Origin of the sequence: Lysinibacillus sphaericus (assembly GCF_002982115.1) — a bacterium.
Lineage (GTDB): Bacteria > Bacillota > Bacilli > Bacillales_A > Planococcaceae > Lysinibacillus > Lysinibacillus sphaericus.
The window spans coordinates 4,651,869-4,674,407 of sequence record NZ_CP019980.1 but is presented as its reverse complement, the minus strand read 5'-3'; the positions used below and the strand labels follow the sequence as shown (position 1 = coordinate 4,674,407).

The window sequence follows — 22,539 nt, the reverse complement described above, 5'->3', positions numbered from 1 at the left end:
ATCTTAATTCCTCCCCTATATTAAAATTTTTAGGACACGCCTTACTTTAATAATACGGAGGACTTATGAAATCCGACAAAATCCGAGAAAATTAATTTACTTTTGTTAAAATGTCTGAATATAACACCTGAATAAACTTTTTAATATTGACCTTTGCTTTGCGATTCCCGTGGTCTTCGATTTGCGTCATAAGCTGGCGAATCTCTTTAAAATCAAAGTATCGAGGTGCATAATATTCAAATTCAGAGTTTGTATAATCAACGACACCTAAATTGGCGAGATTAATCATGGCAGCTAAAATCGTTCGACGTACACGCTGTTCAATCGCTTTACTCTCTTTCAATATTTCATCAGGAGTTGACTTTGTGACAGCTGCTATTTCCTCATAGAGCTCTTTTAATGGAGGAAGTGGCGCAATTTTGTGCTGATGAGCTAATAATGTTTCAATAATTGCTATAATATCCTCACTTCCAATTTCACCGACAATCCCCATATCATTTAAGATCGATTGGATGTGGTCTCGCGATGTAGCTTTATTGTTTATTTGCTCACTTAGATCGATGTTCGTTAGCGATTGTCGTATAACTAATAGGGAATTTTTTAGGCGAAATTGTTCCGTTGTTTTGCGTAAAACATTTTCAACCTCAATACGGTTAATGGGTTTATGAATAAAGAAATCTATCCCTTGTTCATAGGCCTCGCCGACCATTTCCTTATTCACAACTTGTGAAATCATAATAAACTGTCCTTCAAATCGATTCTGAAGAAGATGCTCCACTGTTGCTATACCATCTAACTTAGGCATAAGTAAGTCGATTAGTACAAATTCAGGTTGTGTCATTAATATTTGTGGAATGGCATCTACTCCATTGCGTGCTTCGCCGATTACTGTACCTAAACCACTATCTTCAATAATTTGTTTTAGCATCACGCGGCTTGCACGATCATCATCTACAATAAAATACCTCATTTAAGTCTCTCCCGTTAGAATAGTTTGCGTAGGAATTATAATTTTAAACACCGTTTTGTAGTTATTTGATTCAACTGAAATGGAGCCATTTAATTTTGAAATTAATTCAGCGACATGTGATAATCCAATTCCTGTAGCTGCTACACCTTCAACATTGTATTTCGTCGTATAGCCAGGTTCAAAAATAATAGAAAGGTCACTTTCGGAGATGCCTTTTCCATCATCACTTACTGTTATTACAGTATCAACCTCCTGCTGTTGAATATCAATAGATATGATACCTTGCTTTTCTATTGCTTCAATGGCATTAGCAGTTAAATTATTTAATAGTGCCAGCAAGGCAATGTGCTCTTTCGTTAAAAAATCAGTATCTAAACTTATATTAAACTGGATGTCTTTACCGAGTAACTCACTGTATTTGCGATTGCCGTCTTCTATATAATGTAATAATTCTGATAATCGTAATGAGCCAAAGCTCTTGTCCCCAACAATTTTAGATATACCCGCATAAATACGCTGAGAATCTTTTTTGACTTCATGAATTTCCTGGGCAATATGAAGTGCTTGTATACTTTCTGAACGATTGCCCTGTGCTTTTAATTGTCTATACAAATCCAACCCATTAGCAGTAATCGTTTCAATATGATTCATAGATTTTTTTAAATAGAGCGTCTCTACATATAAATCTGAACCAATCGTAAGCATTTCCTGCACGCGTTTTTTTTGCTCGGCAATAACAATAGAGCTATAAATGCCAACAACAAAAAAACTACGTAATAGGGCAACGGCTAATAAGATGAGCAGGTCATGAATAAATAAAATTGTATAAGATTGGACAAGGAAACGTAGCAATTGTTCCGCTAAATTACTAATGACCTCACTGAGGGCTACTAGTAATCCTAACTTTAATGGCTTTTCACGATATTGATGAATATTTAAAAGCTGTAGGCATATTGCAAACAATAAATAAAATGTCCCAGCAGGTAAGTGAGTATAAATACCATCTATTAAAGATGTATTATGCGTATAGTAACTAATAGCGATTCGTAAAGTGGTTGTTACAATGCTGGTTACAATACCGGCTAATATAATAGGTGTCGGTCTAAGTAAGGTGCATAAAAAGAATATAATTGTCCCCAGACCAAAGCGAAAAGAAGTATTGGCGAAAGGGATGATTTTAATTTCACTACCGATAGCCGTTAATAAAGCGATGGATATAATCCATGTGAGGGAACTACGAGAAATAAAGGCTTTGGAATACATATTAAATATCCTCCCTAAAGTATTTAAGAGCAAGATAGCTAATAAAAAAATACCACAACCTAATCGGAAGTGGTATTTAATAAGTATGACATACAATTTTTTAAGCAAAAAAAAACGGCTACATCGTGTAGTCGGATTTTAAAAAACTGGAGGAGGTAGAGGGATTCGAACCCCCGCGCGGTGTTACCCGCCTGTCGGTTTTCAAGACCGATCCCTTCAGCCAGACTTGGGTATACCTCCATACTATATTGCTTCGATGTCTTATCGACAAGAACTAATTTATCATGATTTTATTTTGACGTCAACATCTTTTTGAAAAAATAGTAGGTTTTAAAAAATTAATTTTTATTAATTAAGAATGTACTTAAATAATTTGTGCAATTCGTTGCAATTTATACAAACTGAAAGTATACTAGTTATTGCCGTGCTAGGTGGGAAGGTAGCGGTGTCCTGTAACTCGCAATCCGCTCTAGCGAGACTGAATTCCTTTTTCGAGGCTGTCCGTATTGTTTGGTCTGCCTTTTGCACGTAGTGTTGACGATTGGGTCCTGCGCAATGGATACCCATGAACCATGTCAGGTCCGGAAGGAAGCAGCATTAAGTGGTCTTATTCATGTGCCGCGGGGTTGCCTAATCTGAGCTAACGACAAGAGTAACGCTTATGTGCGGCTGTCGAAGAAAGGTGCACGGCATTAAATTGCCAATTTAAACGCATTCGTCTACTGTAGGCGAGTGCGTTTTTTTATATTATAAAATAGGACACGGTTTTATAAACAAGGCTGCCGATGCTATAATAGTTTTATTAATATTGAAAAAGAAGGGGAGAGGAAATCATTGACGTATCAAGCATTTTATCGTGTGTATAGACCACAATCATTCCGAGAAATGTCAGGTCAAGCGCATGTCAAAAGAACGCTGCAAAATGCTCTCCTAGCGAATAAAACAACTCATGCTTACTTGTTTTCTGGACCTCGGGGTACAGGGAAAACAAGTACAGCTAAAATTTTTGCTAAGGCTTTAAACTGCGAGCATGCTCCAGCAAGTGAACCTTGTAATGAGTGTGCAACTTGTTTAAGCATTACAGATGGTTCTCATCCAGACGTTATTGAATTTGATGCAGCTTCTAATTCACGTGTTGAAGAAATACGGGACATTATTGAAAAGGTACGTTTTGCTCCAGCTAGTAGCAGGTTTAAAGTGTACATCATTGATGAAGTGCATATGCTGTCTACAAGTGCCTTCAATGCGCTTTTAAAAACGCTAGAAGAACCACCACCTCACGCTGTATTTATTTTAGCAACAACAGAACCTCATAAATTACCTGCAACGATTATTTCACGTTGCCAACGTTTTGACTTCAAGCGACTTTCAACTAACGATATTACCGAGCGCATGAAGGTCGTACTAGAAGATATTGAACTCCCGTTTGAAGAACAAGGTCTAAAAGTGATTGCGCAGTCAGCTGCGGGCGGTATGCGTGATGCATTGAGCTTGTTGGACCAAGTTGTATCCTTTAGCGGTGAAATGTTGAAACTAGAGGATGCACTACTAGTCACAGGCTCAATTAGTCAGGATGTTTTCTATGATTTAGCTGAAGCTTTAAAGGTCAAAGATGTGGCACAAATGCTTGCGCTGTTAGAGCAGCTAATCGCAGATGGGAAGGATCCGTTGCGCTTATCGGAGGATTTAATTACATTTTTCCGCGATTTACTGCTTTTACAAACGAGTGAGAATTTAGCTGAACTATTAGAGTTAGTATCACCTGAGGAGCGCGTATTTGCATTGGCACATGACTTTGCACCAGATATGCTTTACGGCTACATCGACATTTTAGCGAAAACACAACAAGAAATGCGTTTCTCGCATCATACGAAAATCTATTTGGAAACAGCATTGCTAAAAATGACACAGTTTTCGGGTGGCGTAGTCAATCAAACTGCCCCATCAAGTGAGGCGGTAATGAGCCCAGAACTAGCGCAAAAAATCATTGCGCTTGAGCAAATGGTGCAACAACTATCTTTACAAATACAAAATGGTGCGCCGTCACAAGCTACTCAGGTTGCCAAAGAACAACGTCCGCGTGCAAAAAGTCCAAATGGTTATAAGGCGCCTACTGGTCGTATTCAAGAAGTGCTAAAGGATGCGACAAAGCAAGATGTGCAACGTGTAAAGGCTGTATGGGCGCAGGCGTTAAATCAATTGCAAAAGTCACAATCAGCTCTTTTAGCAGAAGCTGAACCTGTTGCGGCATCTTCGAGTGCTTTTGTGTTAAAATTCAAGTATGATATTCATTGTCAAATGGTTGCTGATAATCAAATGCTAAAAGCACAATTTACACAACTTATTGCAGGTCAAACAGGCACGATGTATGAAATGCTTTGTACGCCAGAAGAAACATGGTTAAAGTTGCGTGAAGAGTTCATTCGTGATCACGGATTACATCAAAAGAAAGCACCATTAGCTAACGATGATCCGAATGTTGAATTATTGGAACCACCACCGGCAGAAATGCCAGAAGAACCTTTTATCGATGATGCGCAACCGCTGGCATCACAAGATCCATTGGTGACGGAAGCGGAAAAGCTGTTCGGTAAGGATTTTATTGAAATTATTGAAGACTGATTACTTAGGAGGAATAGGTTATGCGTGGAATGGGAAATATGCAAGGCATGATGAAAAAAATGCAAAAAATGCAAAAAGAAATGATGGAAGCTCAAGAAGCTTTAAATGCTGAACAATTTGAAGGTGTTGCTGGCGGCGGTATGGTGAAAGTAACAGTTACAGGTCAACGTGAAGTAGTAGAAGTGAATCTTGATACTTCAGTAGTAGATCCTGACGATATCGAAATGTTACAAGATTTAATTGTTGTTGCAACGAATGAAGCACTTAAAAAAGTAGAAGAAAAAACAAATGCAACAATGGGTAAATTTACGCAAGGCATGAACCTTCCATTCTAGGAGGTAACAATATGTATTACCCAGAACCAATATCAAAATTAATCGATAGTTTTATGAAATTGCCAGGTATCGGGCCAAAAACCGCAGCCCGACTGGCGTTTTTTGTGTTAACAATGAAAGAAGATGACGTTCTTTCTTTTTCCAAAGCTTTAATAGATGCAAAACGTAATTTAAGTTATTGCTCTGTTTGTGGCAATATTACCGATGTAGACCCATGTCATATTTGTACCGATAAACAACGCGATGCCTCAGTAATTTGCGTTGTACAAGATACAAAGGACGTTATTGCAATGGAAAAAATGCGTGATTACCATGGTAAGTACCATGTGTTACAGGGGGCTATTTCACCAATGGATGGTATCGGCCCAGAGGATATTAATGTAGCCTCACTGTTAGTACGCTTACAAGATGAAACGGTGCAGGAGCTTATTTTAGCAACCAATTCTACTATTGAAGGTGAAGCGACGGCTATGTATATCTCTCGTCTTGTTAAACCATCTGGCATCCGCACAACACGCATTGCGCATGGATTACCAGTAGGTGGAGATTTAGAATATGCTGATGAAGTAACGTTATCGAAGGCAATGGAAGGCCGCCGAGAGTTATGAGTGAGGGATTGAAATGTTCTTCCGCAATAAAGGAAAGCTAAAAAGAGAATTTGACGAAAAGCTTGTTAATCTCATTAAACAAACAAAAGAAGATTTACAACAAGCAAAATTGATTGAAGAATTATTAAATGATTATGATTTAGAAGTTATTGCTCAGCGAAAAGCAGCAGAGAGTATTCATTTTTATTTATTTAAAGAAGCTAGAATTCGACGAGTACTAATAAAATAATGATTGTAGAGTTATAGACGTGCTATAGGAATCATAAAATTACATAATTATGATCGAAGGGGGCAAGCATATGCCGTGGACTGTAATTGTGAGTATTTGTGTTCCTGTAGCGCTTCTTTTTCTTTATATAGTAGGAAGACACATTAAATTGGGTAAAGTATTAGAAGGACTATCAGTATTTTGGTTCCGATTTGCATTTGCATTTTTATTATTATTCATTATTCATTTAGGTGTTGGTTATAGCGGTTATAATGTACCAATTAACCTGTTTTCCGTTTTCACAATTGCATTGTTGGGCATTCCAGGTGTACTAGGAATCACTTTTTTAATATTATTTTTATAAAAGGCTTGCAAACTATAAATATTGTGATATAGTAATAAGAGTCGTTAAGATAACAACTGAAACAACTTGTATAAAACAAAAAACAATTTAAAATAAATTGTTGACATCGATTTGAAAAGATGGTATTATATAAGAGTTGCTGAAACAAGCGGCGACAAAATGAACCTTGAAAACTGAACAAGCAAAACGTAATCAATATAGTTTTTACTAGCTAACTTCGTTAGTGAACGAAACAAAATTTTGGACATCAAAATTGATGCCAGCAAAACAATTTGAGCTAATCAAATTTCTTTTATGGAGAGTTTGATCCTGGCTCAGGACGAACGCTGGCGGCGTGCCTAATACATGCAAGTCGAGCGAACAGAGAAGGAGCTTGCTCCTTTGACGTTAGCGGCGGACGGGTGAGTAACACGTGGGCAACCTACCCTATAGTTTGGGATAACTCCGGGAAACCGGGGCTAATACCGAATAATCTCTTGTCCCTCATGGGACAATACTGAAAGACGGTTTCGGCTGTCGCTATAGGATGGGCCCGCGGCGCATTAGCTAGTTGGTGAGGTAACGGCTCACCAAGGCAACGATGCGTAGCCGACCTGAGAGGGTGATCGGCCACACTGGGACTGAGACACGGCCCAGACTCCTACGGGAGGCAGCAGTAGGGAATCTTCCACAATGGGCGAAAGCCTGATGGAGCAACGCCGCGTGAGTGAAGAAGGATTTCGGTTCGTAAAACTCTGTTGTAAGGGAAGAACAAGTACAGTAGTAACTGGCTGTACCTTGACGGTACCTTATTAGAAAGCCACGGCTAACTACGTGCCAGCAGCCGCGGTAATACGTAGGTGGCAAGCGTTGTCCGGAATTATTGGGCGTAAAGCGCGCGCAGGTGGTTTCTTAAGTCTGATGTGAAAGCCCACGGCTCAACCGTGGAGGGTCATTGGAAACTGGGAGACTTGAGTGCAGAAGAGGATAGTGGAATTCCAAGTGTAGCGGTGAAATGCGTAGAGATTTGGAGGAACACCAGTGGCGAAGGCGACTATCTGGTCTGTAACTGACACTGAGGCGCGAAAGCGTGGGGAGCAAACAGGATTAGATACCCTGGTAGTCCACGCCGTAAACGATGAGTGCTAAGTGTTAGGGGGTTTCCGCCCCTTAGTGCTGCAGCTAACGCATTAAGCACTCCGCCTGGGGAGTACGGTCGCAAGACTGAAACTCAAAGGAATTGACGGGGGCCCGCACAAGCGGTGGAGCATGTGGTTTAATTCGAAGCAACGCGAAGAACCTTACCAGGTCTTGACATCCCGTTGACCACTGTAGAGATATGGTTTTCCCTTCGGGGACAACGGTGACAGGTGGTGCATGGTTGTCGTCAGCTCGTGTCGTGAGATGTTGGGTTAAGTCCCGCAACGAGCGCAACCCTTGATCTTAGTTGCCATCATTTAGTTGGGCACTCTAAGGTGACTGCCGGTGACAAACCGGAGGAAGGTGGGGATGACGTCAAATCATCATGCCCCTTATGACCTGGGCTACACACGTGCTACAATGGACGATACAAACGGTTGCCAACTCGCGAGAGGGAGCTAATCCGATAAAGTCGTTCTCAGTTCGGATTGTAGGCTGCAACTCGCCTACATGAAGCCGGAATCGCTAGTAATCGCGGATCAGCATGCCGCGGTGAATACGTTCCCGGGCCTTGTACACACCGCCCGTCACACCACGAGAGTTTGTAACACCCGAAGTCGGTGAGGTAACCTTTTGGAGCCAGCCGCCGAAGGTGGGATAGATGATTGGGGTGAAGTCGTAACAAGGTAGCCGTATCGGAAGGTGCGGCTGGATCACCTCCTTTCTAAGGATATTTTCGGAATACAAACCTTGGGTTTGTAAGATTACGTTTTGCGTTCAGTTTTGAAGGTTCATTCTTCTGAATGAAACACTTCAAAATTTGTTCTTTGAAAACTGGATAAAACGACATTGAAATTGTAACAAACACATTTATTTTTTAAGTTTTTTATAGGCTTAATAACTAGGTTAAGTTATTAAGGGCGCACGGCGAATGCCTTGGCACTAGGAGCCGAAGAAGGACGGCACTAACACCGATATGCTTCGGGGAGCTGTAAGTGAGCTTTGATCCGGAGATTTCCGAATGGGGGAACCCACTACGTTTAATCGCGTAGTATCTTGACGTGAATACATAGCGTCTTGAAGGCAGACCCAGGGAACTGAAACATCTAAGTACCTGGAGGAAGAGAAAGAAAAATCGATTCCCTGAGTAGCGGCGAGCGAAACGGGAAGAGCCCAAACCAAGAGGCTTGCCTCTTGGGGTTGTAGGACACTCTATACGGAGTTACAAAGGAATGAGTTAGATGAAGCGACTTGGAAAGGTCCGCCAGAGCAGGTAAAAGCCCTGTAGTCGAAAGTTCGTTCCCTCCAGAGTGGATCCTGAGTACGGCGGAACACGTGAAATTCCGTCGGAATCCGGGAGGACCATCTCCCAAGGCTAAATACTACCTAGTGACCGATAGTGAACCAGTACCGTGAGGGAAAGGTGAAAAGCACCCCGGAAGGGGAGTGAAAGAGATCCTGAAACCGTGTGCCTACAAGTAGTTAGAGCCCGTTAATGGGTGATAGCGTGCCTTTTGTAGAATGAACCGGCGAGTTACGATTACGTGCGAGGTTAAGCTTTAGAAGGCGGAGCCGCAGCGAAAGCGAGTCTGAATAGGGCGAATTAGTACGTGGTCGTAGACCCGAAACCAGGTGATCTACCCATGTCCAGGGTGAAGGTGAGGTAACACTTACTGGAGGCCCGAACCCACGCACGTTGAAAAGTGCGGGGATGAGGTGTGGGTAGCGGAGAAATTCCAATCGAACTTGGAGATAGCTGGTTCTCTCCGAAATAGCTTTAGGGCTAGCCTCGTGATGAGAATACTGGAGGTAGAGCACTGTTTGGACTAGGGGGCCATCCCGGTTTACCGAATTCAGACAAACTCCGAATGCCAGATATTTATACACGGGAGTCAGACTGCGAGTGATAAGATCCGTAGTCAAAAGGGAAACAGCCCAGACCACCAGCTAAGGTCCCAAAGTAATCGTTAAGTGGAAAAGGATGTGGCGTTGCACAGACAACCAGGATGTTGGCTTAGAAGCAGCCATCATTTAAAGAGTGCGTAATAGCTCACTGGTCGAGTGACGCTGCGCCGAAAATGTATCGGGGCTAAACGATTCACCGAAGCTGTGGATTGACATCTACGATGTCAGTGGTAGGAGAGCGTTCTAAGTGCGTTGAAGTCAGACCGGAAGGACTGGTGGAGCGCTTAGAAGTGAGAATGCCGGTATGAGTAGCGAAAGACGGGTGAGAATCCCGTCCACCGTATGACTAAGGTTTCCTGAGGAAGGCTCGTCCGCTCAGGGTTAGTCGGGACCTAAGCCGAGGCCGATAGGCGTAGGCGATGGACAACAGGTTGATATTCCTGTACCACCTCCTCACCGTTTGAGAAATGGGGGGACGCAGTAGGATAGGGTAAGCGCGCCGTTGGTTGTGCGCGTCCAAGCAGTAAGGCGTGTGTGTAGGCAAATCCGCACACTGTAACGTTGAGCTGTGATGGCGAGTCCGTATGGACGAAGTTCCTGATTTCACACTGCCAAGAAAAGCCTCTATCGAGGTGAGAGGTGCCCGTACCGCAAACCGACACAGGTAGTCGAGGAGAGAATCCTAAGGTGTGCGAGAGAACTCTCGTTAAGGAACTCGGCAAAATGACCCCGTAACTTCGGGAGAAGGGGTGCTCTTGAGCGTGCAAGCGCATGAGAGCCGCAGTGAATAGGCCCAGGCGACTGTTTAGCAAAAACACAGGTCTCTGCAAAACCGTAAGGTGACGTATAGGGGCTGACGCCTGCCCGGTGCTGGAAGGTTAAGAGGAGTGGTTAGCGCAAGCGAAGCTGCGAATTGAAGCCCCAGTAAACGGCGGCCGTAACTATAACGGTCCTAAGGTAGCGAAATTCCTTGTCGGGTAAGTTCCGACCCGCACGAAAGGCGTAACGATCTGGGCACTGTCTCAACGAGAGACTCGGTGAAATTATAGTACCTGTGAAGATGCAGGTTACCCGCGACAGGACGGAAAGACCCCGTGGAGCTTTACTGTAGCCTGATATTGAATTTTGGTACAACTTGTACAGGATAGGTAGGAGCCAGAGATCTCGGAGCGCCAGCTTCGAAGGAGGCGTCGGTGGGATACTACCCTGGTTGTATTGAAATTCTAACCCATGCCCCTTAGCGGGGCAGGAGACAGTGTCAGGCGGACAGTTTGACTGGGGCGGTCGCCTCCTAAAAGGTAACGGAGGCGCCCAAAGGTTCCCTCAGAATGGTTGGAAATCATTCGTAGAGTGTAAAGGCACAAGGGAGCTTGACTGCGAGACCTACAAGTCGAGCAGGGTCGAAAGACGGGCTTAGTGATCCGGTGGTTCCGCATGGAAGGGCCATCGCTCAACGGATAAAAGCTACCCCGGGGATAACAGGCTTATCTCCCCCAAGAGTCCACATCGACGGGGAGGTTTGGCACCTCGATGTCGGCTCATCGCATCCTGGGGCTGTAGTCGGTCCCAAGGGTTGGGCTGTTCGCCCATTAAAGCGGTACGCGAGCTGGGTTCAGAACGTCGTGAGACAGTTCGGTCCCTATCCGTCGTGGGCGTAGGAAATTTGAGAGGAGCTGTCCTTAGTACGAGAGGACCGGGATGGACACACCGCTGGTGTACCAGTTGTCTTGCCAAAGGCATCGCTGGGTAGCTATGTGTGGACGGGATAAGTGCTGAAAGCATCTAAGCATGAAGCCCCCCTCAAGATGAGATTTCCCATTACGCAAGTAAGTAAGATCCCTCAAAGACGATGAGGTAGATAGGTTCGAGGTGGAAGTGTGGTGACACATGGAGCTGACGAATACTAATCGATCGAGGACTTAACCAAAAAGTTTGAAACATTCAATGCACCGTTTATCCAGTTTTGAAAGAACAATCTTTCATAAAAGGGTTACAAGATACGAGTAGTTCGCGGAAGCGATTGAGAGAAGGAAGGAGCGTACGTCTGTACGTGACTGACTGAACGAATGAAGCTGACAAAGAAATACGATGTATATTGAAAGCCGTAAATAGTCTAGTGATGATGGCAAAGAGGTCACACCCGTTCCCATACCGAACACGGAAGTTAAGCTCTTTAGCGCCGATGGTAGTTGGGGGCTTCCCCCTGTGAGAGTAGGACGTCGCTAGGCAACTTAAAAAGACCGAAGAGAAATCTTCAGTCTTTTTTTATTTGAAATCCTAACGTATCCAAAGCGCTAAAGAAACAATCACACATTGTAATATCATGATTAGTTGCTTAGCCCAAAAAGTATGAGCATGTGTATCGTTAACCTGAGAAAACTATTGGAGAATGGGTGACATCATACATCAATAGAGACGGTAAGAAATAGATAGAGGTATTGTAAATGGTGAAAGTGATGAAAAAGAGATACTTAAAGAATTTGCTATATTGAGAGGGGCCATTCTTTTTTAGGAATAAGAGAGAAGTTTCTGCATTTTGCTGTCCCAACTAAATTATTGGTACTTTTTGAATCGTTGTAGCAGTTGGAATGAAAACCAAATGCTGTTTTATGGTTATTCTTGCATCTTAAATCTTAAGCTATCCTATTTTATAGGATAGCTTTTTTATCGTGCCATAATCCCGTATAATTAAAGAATATAATAAACGAAAAAGGGTGTCTTGTTTTGCAAAAGAAAAAGCCAATTGTAGAAGGTTTAGAGCGTTTTCGACAACAACAAAATATATCCTTTCATGTACCAGGGCATAAACATGGAGAATTTTCTCGCTTACCACAGGCTTTTAAAGATGTTATGCGCTACGATGTAACAGAGTTAACAGGAATGGATGACTTGCACTATCCTGAGGGAATGATATTAGAGGCTGAAAATTTACTAGCTGAAACATATGGTGCGACGAAAAGCTTTTTTTTAGTAGGTGGCTCAACAGTTGGGAATTTAGCGATGATATATGCTACATGTAAAAGAGGCGATACGATCATTGTACAACGTAATGCTCATAAATCTATTTTTCATGCAATTGAGCTTGTTGGAGCAAAGGCTGTTTATGTTTCTCCACTTTGGGACGACCGAACATTAACTGCAACACATGTTTCCTATCACGATCTAAAACAGGCAGTTGATGAGTATCCAGACGTTAAGGCAGTGGTTTTAACGTATCCAACATATTACGGTATGATATCTAAAGAACTATCGCAGCAAATAGCATATTGTCATGAAAAAAACATTCCCGTTTTAGTAGATGAAGCGCACGGGGCTCATTTTAATGCTTGTTCTTTATTCCAGCCATCTGCTTTAACCTTCGGCGCGGATGTTGTTGTGCAGTCAGCGCACAAAACATTGCCCGCTATGACCATGGCTTCTTTTATGCATGTGAACTCACAATTAGTGAATGTTGATAGTATCCATCACTATTTACGCATGTTACAATCCAGCAGTCCATCTTATATATTGTTAGCTTCTTTGGATGATGCACGCTATTATATACAGACATATATGGAGAGCGATGGTGCATATATAATAGAGAAAAAAAATCAATGGGTCGATGCATTACGTTCAATTGGTTCGCTTGAAGTCATCGAGGTAGATGACCCTATAAAGTTATTGCTTCGTGTTAAAGGTTATAGTGGCTATCAACTACAGGAAGCATTAGAAGCGAAGCAGGTATATGCAGAGCTTGCCGATGCTCATCAGGTATTACTTGTATTGCCACTTTTAAAACAAGGGTATAGCTTTCCATTTGCAGAGATTCGTGTTCGTATAAAAGAGGCTGTGACAGCATTATTAAACACTGAAAAAACAGAAATACAAGCCGTTTCGCACAATGCCTATAGTTTCACGGCTATTACGGAACCAGCATATTCATTTGATGAAATTGCAAATATGAAGAAGGAATGGCTACCCTACATGCGGACAATGGGACGTACGGCTGCAAGTATGATTATTCCTTACCCTCCTGGCATCCCATTACTCGTTCCAGGAGAAAAAATTACGGTGGCTAAACTAAGTCAGTTAGAGGAATTACTTGCAACAGGTGCAACATTTCAAGGAAATCACAGGTTAGAGGAAAAAATGATCGAGGTCATTAAATAGTTGGAGGCAATAACAGCATGAATTGCAATTTATTTATTACATTTGAAGGTCCAGAAGGTGCCGGGAAAACAACCATAATTAAAAAAATAGCTGAACGATTAGCACAAGAAAATATAGATGTTTTAGCAACGAGAGAACCTGGAGGCATTGAAATCGCCGAAAAAATTCGAACAATCATTTTAAATCCCGCGCACACAGCAATGGATGAACGGACGGAAGCATTGTTGTACGCAGCAGCGAGAAGTCAGCATTACTTTGAAAAAGTACGTCCTGCTTTAGATGCTGGGAAAATGGTTATTTGTGATCGATTTATTGATTCATCGTTAGCTTACCAAGGATATGCACGTGGCATCGGTGTAGATGAAGTACTATCAATTAATGAATTTGCAATTGGGAAAAAATTACCCGATTTAACTATCCTATTTGATATTTCACCAGAGGTTGGTTTAGCGCGTATACACGCACATGGGGATCGTGAAGTAAACCGCCTTGATGTTGAAAGCTTGGCCTTTCATCAAAAGGTGCGTGAGGGATATTTACAATTAGTAAAACGATATCCAGAACGTATAAGAGTTATTAATGCCGACCAAAGTATGGAGCATGTAGTTGAAGATGTATGGTCAATAGTGTATAAGGCAATGCAGTAAAAACATGAAGTTAACTACCATATTGTGATATAATGGTAACATCTGATGACCCATTTACTGCATCGGATAAAAGAAAACTTTACCTTATAAGTGCTAAGAAGAATGCAATGTGCCTACTTTCATCTAATACGCGTATGAACAAAGACAAATTGTCGCAAAGATTTTTTAACATGAATGTTGTTAGCGTCCTTTTCGTTCTAAGTGTGGATTGAAATTGTTAGTAGATGTTGCTGTTTTGAATAAATTCTATCAAGGCCAATTATATAAAGGGGTGAGTGCGAATGAAGTTAGTCGTAGCTGTTGTACAAGATCAGGATAGTAGCCGCTTATCGAATGCTTTAACGAAAAATCAGTTTCGCGCAACAAAATTAGCGAGTACAGGGGGTTTTTTACGCTCTGGTAATACGACGTTTCTAATTGGAACAGAAGACTCTCTCATACCCAAAGTTTTAGATATTATCCGTGATAATTGTCGAGCACGGGAACAATTGGTTGCACCCGTATCGCCATTAGGTGGTAATGCAGATTCCTATATCCCATATCCAGTGGAGGTAGAGGTAGGGGGCGCTACCGTCTTTGTTTTACCAATCGAACAATTTCACCACTTTTAACAGTATTTAATATTTAGTGAGCATTGCCAAACTGGCAGTAAAAATTCATAACTATAGATGACATTGATAATAAAGCAATTGGGGGCGAATGAAGCTTGAAGATCAATCAAGATATACGTGTCGGGATCAATACTAATCGTAAGGAGCCTCTACAAAATAATAATCAAAATAACCGATTTGGTGATATGGTCGTCAAGCAAGGCTCCAAATTGCAAACCGAACAACTAACACGATTGTTGGGGGATATTTCAACTGCTGGTGACCGTGTCGCAAGATCCCGTAATTTGCGAGAGCTTGCTCGTTTTAAAATGCTTGTGAAGCGTTTCTTACAGGAAACTGTAGAGCATGGTATGGAATTAAAACAATCGCATACATGGAATCGTTTTGGTGAAGGAAGACGATTGAAAATCATTGAGACAATTGATACGCGTCTTGTGGAGCTTGCACAAGATATTTTAGATGAAGAAAAGGAAGCGATTGACCTTCTTGACAAAATTGGCGAGATTAAAGGTCTATTAATTAATTTATATATGTAAAACCCGTGTCTTGTTCACTTGTAGGCGCGGGCTTTTTTCAAATTTGATCAGTAGGACTCCTTACTATCACAATTGGTAAAGCGTTGCTTCTACCAAAAATAAATTTACATGTACAAGTCCAAAAGGCTTTATTGATATAGGAAGGAATATAATAAAAAATGGCGAAGAATGTTGAAGAGCTTTTCACACTACAGCCAGTCGTAATGAAGCAGCTTCAAACGATTTTTGACAAAAATAGATTAGCCCATGCATACATTTTTGATGGCGAAAAAGGAACAGGGAAAGTGGATATTATGCATTTTTTTGTAAAATTAATGCTATGTGAACATCCACATGAAAATGTTCCATGTGAAACATGTCGAAATTGCAGACGTGTTGATTCGGGAAATCATCCGAATATTCACGAAATCTATCCGGAAGGTCAATTTATTAAAATTGATCAAATACGTGATCTTATTTCTGAGATGAAAATGATGGGTGTTGAGCAAGGACGTAAAATTTACGTTCTGCATCATGCGGATCGTTTAAATATAGCATCTGCTAATATGATTTTAAAATTTTTAGAGGAACCCGATGGAGAAGTTACGGCTATTTTGTTAACAGAGCAGATGCAATCAATATTACCTACTATTCGTTCGCGCTGTCAGCATATTAAGTTTCAAAAGATGCCGCGTCAATTGTTGTTAAAGCATTTGCAAGAAAATGACGTTCCCCACTCCATGGCTTCTACGGTTAGCATGATGACGAACGAGCTCGAAACCGCTATTTTTTTAGCAAAAGATGAGCAGTTTGCACAGGCTCGAAAAACAGTGTTAAAATTAGTAGAGGCAATTCGCCAAAATGTACATGAAGCTATGATAGTTGTACATGAGGAATGGTTGCCACTATTTAAGGAAAAAAGCGAAATGGAGCAAGCATTGGATTTACTACTATTTGCTTACCGTGATATAGTGTCAATAAAAGCTAATCCCGAAGCAGCTTGTACTTATCCAGACATGTTACAGACTTTTAAAGAAGCTGCGTTACATTCGACTTTTGAACGCCTATCTAGTCAAATGGAGTCCATTTTACAGGCGCGTGCATCTTTACAGCGTAACATGAATAGGACGTTATTGATGGAGCAGCTAATGCTAAATCTGCAGGAGGGATATACATTTGTATAATGTAGTAGGAATCCGCTTTAAAAAGGCGGGTAAAATATATTATTTCGATCCAGCATCATTTCTACTAGAGGACAGTCAATATGTCATTGTAGAGACAGCTCGTGGTGTAGAATACGGGAAGGTAGTTGTCCCTCAAAAAGTAGTAGGGGAAAATGATGTCGTATTGCCACTTAAACAAGTACTACGACCAGCAGATGAACGTGATCGTATTCAAGTTGAAGAAAATGCGATAGAGTCAAAACGTGCATTTGAGCTAGCAAATGCAAAAATTATAGAACATAAACTAGAGATGAAACTTGTTGATGTTGAATATACATTTGATCGCAATAAAATAATCTTTTACTTTACGGCAGAAGGTCGTGTTGACTTCAGGGATTTAGTAAAAGATTTAGCATCTGTTTTTAGAACGCGTATCGAGCTCCGCCAAATTGGTGTTCGAGATGAAGCAAAATTATTAGGTGGTATTGGTCCTTGTGGCCGAATGCTATGCTGTTCAACATTTTTAGGTGATTTTGATCCGGTGTCTATTAAAATGGCAAAAGATCAGAATTTATCTTTAAACCCATCTAAAATATCTGGGTTATGTGGTCGTTTAATGTGCTGCTTGAAGTATGAAAACGATGAATACGAAGAAGCAAAAGAGGGTATGCCGGATATTGGTGAAATGACAATGACACCAGATGGCCGTGGGAGAGTTGTTGGTTTAAATGTGCTAGAGAGACTTATTCAAGTATATTTACAGGAGCAAGAGCGCACGGTTGAGTATACGCTCGAAGAACTGCTAGCATGCGAAAAAAATCTTATATAAGATAGAGAATTTAACGAGGTGGCTTGGGTGAAGGACCGTAATTTCTTAGATACCGTTATGGAGTTCGAACAACAGCTCGAAGCAATGCAGGCGCAATTTGGTGCATTGAAGCAATTTGTAGCGTTAATGATGGAAGAACATAAGGCACTCGAAACAGAAAATCATCACCTTCGTACACGTCTAGAAGAACTACTTTCTAAAGAGAACACCGTACAGGCTACAGATGAGAAGAAAGAGAATCCATTAGATATTGGCGAGGGATATGATAACTTAGCACGTCTATACCAAGAGGGCTTCCACGTTTGTCATGTTCATTTTGGAAGTTCACGTAAAGGTGAAGATTGTCTGTTTTGTCTATCATTTTTAAATAAGCAAAATGTGTAATAGAAGACTGATTCCCGCTTCGGTGGTATCAGTCTTTTGTTTTGTATAGTAGGAGGAAGGCTCATGGAAAATTGGTTGAAGGATGATGAAAGGTTAGATTATTTGTTGGCAGAGAATTTACGTATTATTCAAAGCCCATCTGTCTTTTCTTTCTCATTGGATGCAGTGTTACTTTCGAAATTTGTCAATGTACCTTATCATAAAGGGGAAATAGTGGATTTATGCTCAGGCAATGGTGTTATTCCGTTATTTTTAAGTGCTAGAACGAAAGGGCATATTACGGGTGTAGAATTACAGCCTCGTTTATTTGATATGGCAGAGCGAAGTATTCGGTATAATAACCTAGCACAACAAATCAATATGGTACTTGGGGATGTAAAGGAAATTCCATCTCAATTAGGAATAGAAAAATATGATGTAGTGACTTGTAATCCGCCATATTTTTTAGCGCATGAAGCAAGTGATAAAAATTTATCCGAACATTACGCGATAGCACGACATGAGTTACATTTAACACTCGATGAAGCAGTGCAATCGGCAAGTAGATTATTAAAACAAGGTGGAAAAGCAGCATTTGTACATCGTCCTGGTCGCTTATTGGATATTGTCACAGCTATGCGAGCAAATCGATTAGAACCAAAACGCATGCAACTGATTTATCCGAAAGTAGGGAAGGAAGCCAATACTTTATTAATAGAAGCAATAAAGGATGGTAAACCAGATTTGAAAATATTACCCCCACTGTATGTCTATGATTCAAATAATGAATATACAGCCGAAGTGAGAGCAATGCTTTATGGACAAAACGAATAGTCATTTCTTTTATGTGTTAGAATGTGCGGACAAGACTTATTACGCAGGTTATACAAATAATGTAGAAAAACGTGTTGCCGCACATAATGCAGGAAAAGGTGCCAAATATACACGGGCTAGAGGACCAGTTGAATGTATTTATGTCGAAGCTTTCGACACAAAACAAGAAGCGATGCGGGCAGAATATGCTTTTAAGCAGTTAACACGGGCGCAAAAAACGAACTATATAGGGAGGGATAAATCGTGAAATCACAAAAAAGTACGATGCACGATCATCAAGGACATTTATATCTTGTAGCAACACCCATTGGCAATTTAGAGGATATGAGTGTACGTGCACTACGTATTTTAAAGGAAGCGGATGTGATCGCTGCTGAAGATACACGGAATACAAAGAAGCTTTGCAACTATTTTGATATTGAAACACCACTTGTAAGTTATCACGAACATAATATTGATGCCGGGGGAGAGAAGCTACTAAGTTTTTTACGTCAAGGAAAGACAGTGGCATTAGTAAGTGATGCTGGTTTACCTTGTATTTCGGACCCAGGGGCAGATATTGTGAGTAAGGCAATTGCCGAAGGAATAGCTGTAGTACCAATTCCAGGTGCAAATGCCGCAATTTCTGCTTTAATTGCTTCTGGTTTAACACCACAACCCTTTTTCTTTTACGGGTTTTTAAATCGTGGAAAAAAAGAGAGACGACAACAATTAGAGCAATTAAAAAAAAGACAAGAAACCATCTTATTTTACGAGGCTCCCCATCGTTTAAAAGAAACACTAAAGGATATGGAATTAATTCTTGGTAATCGCCGCATTGTGCTGGCGCGTGAACTGACAAAAAAATTCGAGGAGTTTCTTCGTGGTACTATATCAGAAGCGGTGGAATGGTCTCAAACCGAAGAAATCCGTGGAGAATTTTGTATTGTTTTAGAAGGAAATCAAAATGCAGAAGAAGATATGCAAGAAGATGTATATTGGATTGACATGAATGTTGTGGAACATGTCGATTATATTATTGCCGAATCAGGCGTTACTTCTAAGGAAGCAATAAAAGAGGTAGCGAAACTGCGCCAAGTAGCGAAGCGTGATATTTATAACGAATACCATAGTGAGTGAGTATGAAAAGGTTGTCTCCACGGAGGCAATCTTTTTTATTCGCAATAAACAATATTTACCAAACTATAACGATTGAGAATGATTATCCTTATTAAAATGCAAATGTTTAAATTGATAATAATTGTAAAAGCGAGTAATCTTATTAAAAGAGGTCTGACATGGACATTATATGGGAAGTATATATAATACTTTACCATTATAAAAAGAAATTTTTATTAAATAATAAAAACACCTAAACCGCTGTTGTCGATTTAGGTGCAGGAAAGGGTTTATTTTTTTAAGCTAGATTGGATTTCTTTCATCAGCATTTCTGCGCCTTCAGGGCTTAAAATTAATTTGCCTCCAACTAGACGGAAGTTATCATCAGAAACTTCACCAGTAACAGCACAAGTCATGTTTGGCATATATTTTTTTAGGATGATTTTGTCATCATCTACGTAGATTTCTAAAGCGTCCTTTTCAGCGATACCTAATGTACGACGAAGTTCGATTGGAATTACCACACGACCTAATTCATCGACTTTACGAACAATACCTGTTGATTTCATAATTATTTTTCCTCCTATAAGTAAAAGTTATATTTGTGTTTCGTCAAATTTCGACATAATTTCCTTGTCTGATAGTTATCATACCAAGTAATGCCATAAACGTCAATTAATTAATACAGTAATTATTTCTTGTTTGTAAAAATTTTTGAGGAGAAAACTGTTATTTCTACATTTTTAAAAGGTTTTTATTATAGATTTTATTTTATAGTAAAAAAGCTTCTTATAAAAGACATTAAATGGATTAATATAATATTCGACATTTTTCGCATTCGATAAACTTTCATTGAAACGAATTTCGTACTTCGATAGAATAGATATTATACTGTGAAACATTGGAGGCAGTTCTCGTGAGCGAACAAAACAAAACATTCTATATAACAACCCCGATTTACTATCCAAGTGGAAAATTTCATATTGGTACTGCGTATACGACAGTAGCGTCTGATACGATTGCACGTTACAAACGTTTACGTGGCTATGATGTACGTTTCTTAACTGGGATGGACGAGCACGGACAAAAGATTCAAGAAAAAGCTGCAGAAGCTGGCAAGCATCCTCAAGAATATGTAAATGAGATTGCCGAGGCAGCAAAAAAACTTTGGGCATTAATGGATATTTCTTATGATGATTTCATTCAAACAACGGAAGAACGTCATAAAAAAACTGTCGAAAAGATTTTCCAAAAGTTTTTAGACAACGGCGATATTTATAAAGGTGAGTATGAAGGGTGGTACTGTACCCCTTGTGAGTCATTCTTTACTGAAACACAATTAGAAGATGGAAAGTGTCCAGACTGTGGTCGCGCTGTACACAAAGTTAAAGAAGAATCTTACTTCTTTAATATGAAGAAATACGCAGATCGCCTACTCGCTTATTATGAAGAAAATTTAGAATTCATCGAACCGGAATCTCGTAAAAACGAAATGATTAATAACTTTATTAAACCAGGGCTTGAAGATTTATCAGTTTCACGAACTTCATTTGATTGGGGCATTAAAGTACCGGGAGATCCAAAACACGTAATTTACGTTTGGGTAGATGCGTTAACAAATTATATTACCTCTTTAGGTTACTTATCAGAAGATGAAACGTTATTTAATAAATATTGGCCAGCCGATGTACATGTTGTAGGAAAAGATATCGTACGTTTCCATACAATCTATTGGCCGATATTCTTAATGGCTCTTGATTTACCATTACCTAAAAAAGTGTTCGCGCATGGATTTATTATGATGAAAGACGGAAAAATGTCGAAATCAAAAGGAAATGTTATCTATCCTGAAATGTTAATCGAACGTTATGGATTAGATGCAACACGTTACTTCCTATTAAGAGAGTTACCATTTGGCTCAGATGGCGTATTTTCACCAGAATCATTTGTGGAGCGAACAAATTTTGATTTAGCTAATGATTTAGGTAATTTATTAAACCGTACAATTTCTATGATTAATAAGTATTTTGATGGCAATATTCCTACAGAAAATCTTCAATCGACAGAATTTGATGAGGCATTAAAAGTGCATGCAGAAACTGTACGTATTAAATATGAAGAAAGTATGGAAAAAATGCAATTTAGTGTTGTATTAGCTGACCTTTGGACACTAGTATCTCGTACAAATAAATACATTGATGAAACACAGCCTTGGGTACTTGCAAAAGAAGAAGCAGATAAGCCAAAATTAGGGGCTGTTATGCGAAATTTGGCAGAGAGTTTACATCATATTGCCGTTATGTTACAACCATTTATGACATCTACACCGACACGCATATTGCAACAATTAGGATTAGACGACAAATTTTTATCATGGGAAACAATTGAAACATTCGGTAATACTATTCCAGCAAACATTAAAGTGGTAGAAAAAGGTACACCAATTTTCCCACGTTTAGATAGTGAAATTGAAATTACTTACATTCGTGAAGAAATGCGCGGCTCTGTAAAAACTTCTCAAGAAGAAGAACCAAGCACAGAATCAAAAGTTGTGGAAATTCCAGAAATTCCAGAAATATCTATTGATGATTTTATGAAAGTAGACTTACGTGTGGCAACGGTTACAGCATGTGAACCGATTCCGAAAGCGGATAAATTATTAAAGCTTCAAGTTGACCTTGGATATGAGCAACGCCAAGTAGTTTCGGGAATTGCTAAGTATTATACTGCGGAAGAGCTAGTCGGACAAAAAGTGATTGTTGTTGCAAATTTGAAACCTGTAAAATTACGTGGTGAATTATCACAAGGGATGATTTTAGCGGGTGAAAAAGATGGAATTTTAAAGCTAGCCTCTGTTGATCCAAAACTTGAAAATGGTGCAAAAGTAAAATAAAAAATGCAGTATGGCCTGTTGAGTAGAAAATATTCAGCAGGCC

At 40.2% G+C, this 22,539-nt stretch carries 19 protein-coding genes, 1 tRNA gene, 3 rRNA genes and 1 other RNA gene; 20 read left to right on the top strand and 4 right to left on the bottom strand.

Annotated elements, in window-relative coordinates:
• Positions 1 to 91: 91 nt before the first annotated feature.
• From LS41612_RS23015 to LS41612_RS23005, 3 genes are all read right to left on the bottom strand, one after another.
• Complete coding sequence (locus LS41612_RS23015; protein WP_024362951.1) at positions 92 to 970, bottom strand: response regulator; 879 nt, start codon at positions 968 to 970, stop codon at positions 92 to 94.
• Entirely contained in the window at positions 971 to 2,233 is a 1,263-nt protein-coding gene (locus tag LS41612_RS23010; protein ID WP_024362952.1) for an ATP-binding protein, read from the bottom strand.
• Positions 2,234 to 2,380: 147 nt separating this feature from the next.
• Positions 2,381 to 2,473, bottom strand: a tRNA-Ser gene (locus LS41612_RS23005).
• Positions 2,474 to 2,655: 182 nt separating this feature from the next.
• On the opposite strand from LS41612_RS23005, the gene ffs reads away from it, so the two are divergent.
• The 19 genes from ffs to rsmI all read left to right on the top strand — a co-directional run bounded on the left by ffs (position 2,656) and on the right by rsmI (position 19,624).
• An RNA gene (ffs, locus tag LS41612_RS23000) (signal recognition particle sRNA large type) lies at positions 2,656 to 2,923 on the top strand.
• Positions 2,924 to 3,067: 144 nt separating this feature from the next.
• Positions 3,068 to 4,855 carry a DNA polymerase III subunit gamma/tau gene (gene dnaX, locus LS41612_RS22995; protein WP_024362953.1) on the top strand — a complete coding sequence of 596 codons (1,788 nt, stop codon included), beginning with the start codon at positions 3,068 to 3,070 and terminating at the stop codon, positions 4,853 to 4,855.
• A gap of 20 nt (positions 4,856 to 4,875) precedes the next feature.
• The gene (locus LS41612_RS22990; RefSeq protein ID WP_024362954.1) at positions 4,876 to 5,190 is read left to right on the top strand and encodes a YbaB/EbfC family nucleoid-associated protein; all 315 of its coding nucleotides are present in this window, start codon (positions 4,876 to 4,878) and stop codon (positions 5,188 to 5,190) included.
• A gap of 11 nt (positions 5,191 to 5,201) precedes the next feature.
• The gene (gene recR / locus LS41612_RS22985) at positions 5,202 to 5,798 is read left to right on the top strand and encodes a recombination mediator RecR (RefSeq protein WP_024362955.1); all 597 of its coding nucleotides are present in this window, start codon (positions 5,202 to 5,204) and stop codon (positions 5,796 to 5,798) included.
• 13 nt (positions 5,799 to 5,811) lie between these two features.
• Entirely contained in the window at positions 5,812 to 6,027 is a 216-nt protein-coding gene (locus LS41612_RS22980) for a YaaL family protein (protein ID WP_024362956.1), read from the top strand.
• Positions 6,028 to 6,097: 70 nt separating this feature from the next.
• The gene (locus tag LS41612_RS22975; protein ID WP_024362957.1) at positions 6,098 to 6,370 is read left to right on the top strand and encodes a pro-sigmaK processing inhibitor BofA family protein; all 273 of its coding nucleotides are present in this window, start codon (positions 6,098 to 6,100) and stop codon (positions 6,368 to 6,370) included.
• 291 nt (positions 6,371 to 6,661) lie between these two features.
• Positions 6,662 to 8,213: ribosomal RNA gene (locus tag LS41612_RS22970) — 16S ribosomal RNA — on the top strand.
• Positions 8,214 to 8,393: 180 nt separating this feature from the next.
• Positions 8,394 to 11,321: ribosomal RNA gene (locus LS41612_RS22965) — 23S ribosomal RNA — on the top strand.
• A 185-nt stretch (positions 11,322 to 11,506) separates the two neighbouring features.
• Positions 11,507 to 11,622, top strand: a 5S ribosomal RNA gene (gene rrf, locus LS41612_RS22960).
• The 16S, 23S and 5S rRNA genes sit together here, the layout of an rRNA operon.
• 496 nt (positions 11,623 to 12,118) lie before the next feature.
• Positions 12,119 to 13,543, top strand: coding sequence for an aminotransferase class I/II-fold pyridoxal phosphate-dependent enzyme (locus LS41612_RS22955; RefSeq protein WP_024362570.1), 1,425 nt, complete (start codon positions 12,119 to 12,121; stop codon positions 13,541 to 13,543).
• Between the two features lie 17 nt (positions 13,544 to 13,560).
• Positions 13,561 to 14,190: a dTMP kinase gene (tmk, locus tag LS41612_RS22950; RefSeq protein WP_024362571.1), complete on the top strand. Its 630-nt coding sequence runs from the start codon at positions 13,561 to 13,563 to the stop codon at positions 14,188 to 14,190.
• 281 nt (positions 14,191 to 14,471) lie between these two features.
• Positions 14,472 to 14,801, top strand: coding sequence for a cyclic di-AMP receptor DarA (darA, locus tag LS41612_RS22945; protein ID WP_024362572.1), 330 nt, complete (start codon positions 14,472 to 14,474; stop codon positions 14,799 to 14,801).
• A gap of 95 nt (positions 14,802 to 14,896) precedes the next feature.
• Entirely contained in the window at positions 14,897 to 15,337 is a 441-nt protein-coding gene (locus LS41612_RS22940; RefSeq protein WP_024362573.1) for a YaaR family protein, read from the top strand.
• A 158-nt stretch (positions 15,338 to 15,495) separates the two neighbouring features.
• Complete coding sequence (gene holB, locus LS41612_RS22935; RefSeq protein ID WP_024362574.1) at positions 15,496 to 16,500, top strand: DNA polymerase III subunit delta'; 1,005 nt, start codon at positions 15,496 to 15,498, stop codon at positions 16,498 to 16,500.
• Entirely contained in the window at positions 16,493 to 17,308 is an 816-nt protein-coding gene (locus LS41612_RS22930) for a PSP1 domain-containing protein (RefSeq protein WP_024362575.1), read from the top strand. The genes holB and LS41612_RS22930 overlap by 8 nt, the downstream gene beginning before the upstream one ends.
• A 27-nt stretch (positions 17,309 to 17,335) precedes the next feature.
• Positions 17,336 to 17,692 carry a DNA replication initiation control protein YabA gene (gene yabA, locus LS41612_RS22925; RefSeq protein ID WP_024362576.1) on the top strand — a complete coding sequence of 119 codons (357 nt, stop codon included), beginning with the start codon at positions 17,336 to 17,338 and terminating at the stop codon, positions 17,690 to 17,692.
• A 63-nt stretch (positions 17,693 to 17,755) separates the two neighbouring features.
• Entirely contained in the window at positions 17,756 to 18,505 is a 750-nt protein-coding gene (locus LS41612_RS22920; protein ID WP_024362577.1) for a tRNA1(Val) (adenine(37)-N6)-methyltransferase, read from the top strand.
• A complete protein-coding gene (locus LS41612_RS22915; RefSeq protein ID WP_024362578.1) occupies positions 18,489 to 18,752 on the top strand; it encodes a GIY-YIG nuclease family protein in 264 nt (87 codons plus the stop codon). Before LS41612_RS22920 ends, LS41612_RS22915 begins: the two co-directional genes overlap by 17 nt.
• Positions 18,749 to 19,624, top strand: coding sequence for a 16S rRNA (cytidine(1402)-2'-O)-methyltransferase (gene rsmI / locus LS41612_RS22910; protein ID WP_024362579.1), 876 nt, complete (start codon positions 18,749 to 18,751; stop codon positions 19,622 to 19,624). Before LS41612_RS22915 ends, rsmI begins: the two co-directional genes overlap by 4 nt.
• 269 nt (positions 19,625 to 19,893) lie before the next feature.
• Here the strand turns inward: rsmI and abrB are convergent, their stop codons facing one another.
• A complete protein-coding gene (abrB, locus tag LS41612_RS22905; RefSeq protein WP_024362580.1) occupies positions 19,894 to 20,172 on the bottom strand; it encodes a transition state genes transcriptional regulator AbrB in 279 nt (92 codons plus the stop codon).
• A gap of 347 nt (positions 20,173 to 20,519) precedes the next feature.
• On the opposite strand from abrB, the gene metG reads away from it, so the two are divergent.
• Entirely contained in the window at positions 20,520 to 22,496 is a 1,977-nt protein-coding gene (gene metG / locus LS41612_RS22900) for a methionine--tRNA ligase (RefSeq protein ID WP_024362581.1), read from the top strand.
• Positions 22,497 to 22,539: the final 43 nt, after the last annotated feature.

Excerpts from the sequence above, each read along its gene's own strand:
- LS41612_RS23010 (WP_024362952.1), bottom strand. The coding sequence starts at position 2,233 with ATGTATTCCAAAGCCTTTATTTCTCGTAGTTCCCTCACATGGATTATA.
- LS41612_RS22975 (WP_024362957.1), top strand. The coding sequence starts at position 6,098 with ATGCCGTGGACTGTAATTGTGAGTATTTGTGTTCCTGTAGCGCTTCTT.
- LS41612_RS22990 (WP_024362954.1), top strand. The coding sequence starts at position 4,876 with ATGCGTGGAATGGGAAATATGCAAGGCATGATGAAAAAAATGCAAAAA.
- LS41612_RS22920 (WP_024362577.1), top strand. The coding sequence starts at position 17,756 with ATGGAAAATTGGTTGAAGGATGATGAAAGGTTAGATTATTTGTTGGCA.
- LS41612_RS23015 (WP_024362951.1), bottom strand. The coding sequence starts at position 970 with ATGAGGTATTTTATTGTAGATGATGATCGTGCAAGCCGCGTGATGCTA.
- darA (WP_024362572.1), top strand. The coding sequence starts at position 14,472 with ATGAAGTTAGTCGTAGCTGTTGTACAAGATCAGGATAGTAGCCGCTTA.
- LS41612_RS22915 (WP_024362578.1), top strand. The coding sequence starts at position 18,489 with ATGGACAAAACGAATAGTCATTTCTTTTATGTGTTAGAATGTGCGGAC.
- recR (WP_024362955.1), top strand. The coding sequence starts at position 5,202 with ATGTATTACCCAGAACCAATATCAAAATTAATCGATAGTTTTATGAAA.
- abrB (WP_024362580.1), bottom strand. The coding sequence starts at position 20,172 with ATGAAATCAACAGGTATTGTTCGTAAAGTCGATGAATTAGGTCGTGTG.
- holB (WP_024362574.1), top strand. The coding sequence starts at position 15,496 with ATGGCGAAGAATGTTGAAGAGCTTTTCACACTACAGCCAGTCGTAATG.
- tmk (WP_024362571.1), top strand. The coding sequence starts at position 13,561 with ATGAATTGCAATTTATTTATTACATTTGAAGGTCCAGAAGGTGCCGGG.
- LS41612_RS22980 (WP_024362956.1), top strand. The coding sequence starts at position 5,812 with ATGTTCTTCCGCAATAAAGGAAAGCTAAAAAGAGAATTTGACGAAAAG.